2 protein-coding genes are annotated in these 3,454 nt (G+C 69.5%); one reads left to right on the top strand and one right to left on the bottom strand.

What is annotated here, in order from left to right:
• Positions 1–1,329, bottom strand: a complete 1,329-nt coding sequence (gene hmgA, locus J1C73_RS14520; RefSeq protein ID WP_207316741.1) for a homogentisate 1,2-dioxygenase — start codon at positions 1,327–1,329, stop codon at positions 1–3.
• Positions 1,330–1,450: 121 nt separating this feature from the next.
• On the opposite strand from hmgA, the gene J1C73_RS14515 reads away from it, so the two are divergent.
• Positions 1,451–3,454 (top strand): right-handed parallel beta-helix repeat-containing protein (locus tag J1C73_RS14515; RefSeq protein ID WP_207316740.1); only part of this gene is annotated, 2,004 nt, incomplete at its 3' end.

Genomic DNA, 3,454 nt, shown 5'->3' with positions numbered 1-3,454 from the left:
TTACGGCCTGAAGTTGCGGCTCAGACCCTGCCACACGTCGTCGTAGCCGTGCTGGAGATGGCCGGCGGTCGCGGCCTGCCCGGTCGCCGTGACGGGCCAGCGGGTCTCGAACATGAAGGCCAGGCCGTCGTCGATCTTCTGCGGCTTCAGCTCCGCCGAGCTCGCCCGGTCGAAGGTCTCCCGGTCCGGTCCGTGCGCCGACATCATGTTGTGCAGTGAGCCGCCGCCGGGCACGAAGCCCCCCTTGCCGGCCGTCTTCGCGTCGTACGCGCCCTCGATCAGGCCCATGTACTCGCTCATCACGTTGCGATGGAAGTACGGCGGCCGGAAGGTGTCCTCGCCCACCAGCCAGCGCGGGGCGAACACCACGAAGTCGACCCCGGCCAGACCGGGGGTGTCCGACGGCGAGGTCAGCACCGTGAAGATCGACGGGTCCGGGTGGTCGTAGCTGATCGAGCCGATGACATTGAACCGGTGCAGGTCGTAGACGTACGGGGTGTGGTTGCCGTGCCAGGCGACCACATCGAGCGGCGAGTGGTCGTACGTCGCCGACCAGAGGTTGCCGCAGAACTTGTTGACCACCTCGACCGGCCGCTCCACGTCCTCGTACGCGGCGACCGGGGCGAGGAAGTCCCGTGCGTTGGCGAGGCCGTTGGCACCGATCGGGCCCAGTTCGGGCAGGACGAAGGGCTGGCCGTAGTTCTCGCAGACGTAGCCGCGCGCGGTGGCGTCGAGCAGCTCGACCCGGAAGCGGACGCCGCGCGGGATCAGCGCGACATGGCCCGGTTCGGCGCGCAGCAGGCCGAGTTCGGTGCGCAGCAGGAGGCCGCCGTGCCCGGGGACGATCAGCAGCTCGCCGTCGCTGTCGCTGAACACCCGGTCCGTCATCGCGGCGTTGGCGTGGTAGAGGTGCACGGCCATGCCGCTGCGCTGTGCCGCGTCGCCGTTGCCTCCCAGCGTCCACAGGCCGGACAGGAAGTCCGTACCGGGCGCGGGCTCCGGGAGCGGGTCCCAGCGCAGCCGGTTGGGATCGGGGACGGATTCGGTGAACGGCGCGGTGCGGACGGCCCCGTTGTCGATCCGGAGGAACGGCGGGTGGGCCGCGGAGGGGTGGATCCGGTAGAGCCACGAGCGGCGGTTGTGGGCGCGCGGCTCGGTGAAGGCCGAGCCGCTCAGCTGCTCCGCGTAGAGCCCCAGGGGCGCGCGCTGCGGCGAGTTGCGGCCGTGCGGCAGCGCCCCCGACACCGCCTCCGAGCTGTGCTGATTGCCGAAGCCGGCGGAATGCTCCAGCCCTTGTGCCGTCTTCCTCGCCTGCTCGATGCCGCTCATGTGTGCTCCCGGTGCCGACGGAATCCTATGGGTAACCGTAGGAATCAAAAGGAGGTGAGTCAACGGCATTCGTGGTGCACGGGGGGTTTCAAAAGCTGAACAATGCTCTACTCTCCGGTGCATGTCGTGGACACGAAAACTTCTGGTGATCCTGGCGGCGCTCGCCGCCGCCCTCCTCGCGGCCCCGGCTGCCCAGGCACACGAGGAACGGCCGGTCACCCTGCCCGACGGAACCGGCAGCGTTCCCGTGCACCGCGCCGGCGAGCCGGATCTCCTGGTCTGCAAGAGCGACCGGGCCGACTTCGAGCACCGGATATCGGGCTTCCCCGACGCCCTGCGGTCCAGGAACCTGACGCTCTTCGACCGGTGCCAGAAGTCCGGCTACCGCCACCTGCAGCAGGCCGTCGACGCGGTCACCGCGCCCGGTAAGAACATCGCGATCCTGCCGGGCCTCTACGAGGAGGAGCCCTCACTGCCGGCCCCGACGGGGGAGTGCACCAGGCTGAAGGCCCCCAACTCCCAGCTCGGATACCAGATCCTGAGCTACGCCCAGCAGGCGAAGTGCCCGCACAACCAGAACCTGGTGGCGATCCTCGGCAAGAAGGACCTCCAGATCGAGGGCACCGGCGCCGAGCGCACGGACGTCGTCATCGACGCCAAGTACCGCAAGCTCAACGCGATCCGGGCGGACGGCTCCGACGGCGTCTACTTCAAGAACTTCACCGCCCAGCGCACCACCTTCAACTCGCTGTACATCCTGGCCCAGGACGGCTTCGTCATCGACGACGTGCTGACCCGCTGGAACGACGAGTACGGCTTCCTGACCTTCGCCAGCGACCACGGCCTCTACAAGAACTGCGAGTCGTACGGGAACGGCGACTCCGGCATCTACCCCGGCAGCGCGTCGAACATCAACGACGCCTACGGCTACAAGGTCCCGCGCTACTCGATCGAGATCACCGGCTGCCACAGCCACCACAACATGGTCGGCTACTCCGGCACCGCGGGTGACTCCGTCTACGTCCACGACAACGAGTTCGACCACAACATGGGTGGCGCCTCGATGGACAGCGCCTTCCCCGGCCACCCCGGGCTGCCGCAGAACCACGCCCGCTTCGAGCGCAATCTGATCCACGACAACAACGCCGACTACTACCGGTACGTCGCCGACGGCACCTGCGCCAAGCCGCCGGTCGAGCGCGGGTACGAGAACGGGGTGGTCTGCCCGCAGATCTCCCTGCCGCCGGGCAGCGGCATCATCACCGCGGGCGGCAACTGGAACATCTACGAGAACAACTGGGTCTACGGGCAGCAGCGCGCCGCCTTCTTCCTGAGCGCCGTACCCGCCTTCATCCGCGGCGAGGACGCCCTCGGCAAGCAGACCGACACCTCGCACCACAACCGGTACGCCAACAACCACCTCGGCACCGACAAGGCCGGCAACCCGCGGCCCAACCGCACCGACGTGTGGTGGGACGGCCAGGGCGACGGCAACTGCTGGCAGTCGGACACCAAGGCCTCCACGCCCCGCTCGCTGCCCGCCTGCGGCGACGAACGCGGCGCGGTCACCGGCAGCACCGACCGGCTGGTGGGCGAACCCGTCAAGCTCGCCCAACTGCTGGTCTGCGCCGACTACAACGTGCAGGCGCGCCGGCTGCCGGCCGGCTGCGACTGGTACGGCGCACGCGGGATCGAGCGCATCGAGTTGCAGGCGGCCCTGGGCATCGCGGTGGTGCTCGTGCTGGTCGGCGGCGTGCTGTGGTGGCGCAGGCTGCGATCGAGCAGGCTCGCCACGGCGGCCTCGGTCCTCGGTCTCATCGGCCTCGGACTGGACGTGGCCGGGTCGACCACGGGGCTCGCCTCCTCGTACCTGCCCGCCGTCGCGCTGCTGCTGACCGGGCTCTGGTGGACGGGCATCGGGCTGGTGCTGCGGCGGGAGCGGCCGGCGCTGGGCTGGACCACGGTGGTGCTGGGCGCGCTCACGCTGCTCGACGCGCTGGACAAGGGTGTGTTCATGATCCCCTGGATCCCGCTGAGCCCCGCCTGGGTACGGGGGCTGCTCGGCGTGATCTGGGTGGTGTGGGCCGTGGTGGCCGCCGCCCGGCACGGCCCACACCACCCAGAT

It is taken from the genome of Streptomyces laculatispora (genome assembly GCF_017353455.1).
Classification (GTDB): domain Bacteria; phylum Actinomycetota; class Actinomycetes; order Streptomycetales; family Streptomycetaceae; genus Streptomyces; species Streptomyces laculatispora.
The sequence above is the reverse complement of the archived record's forward strand: the minus strand, read 5'-3'. Positions and strand labels throughout refer to the sequence as shown.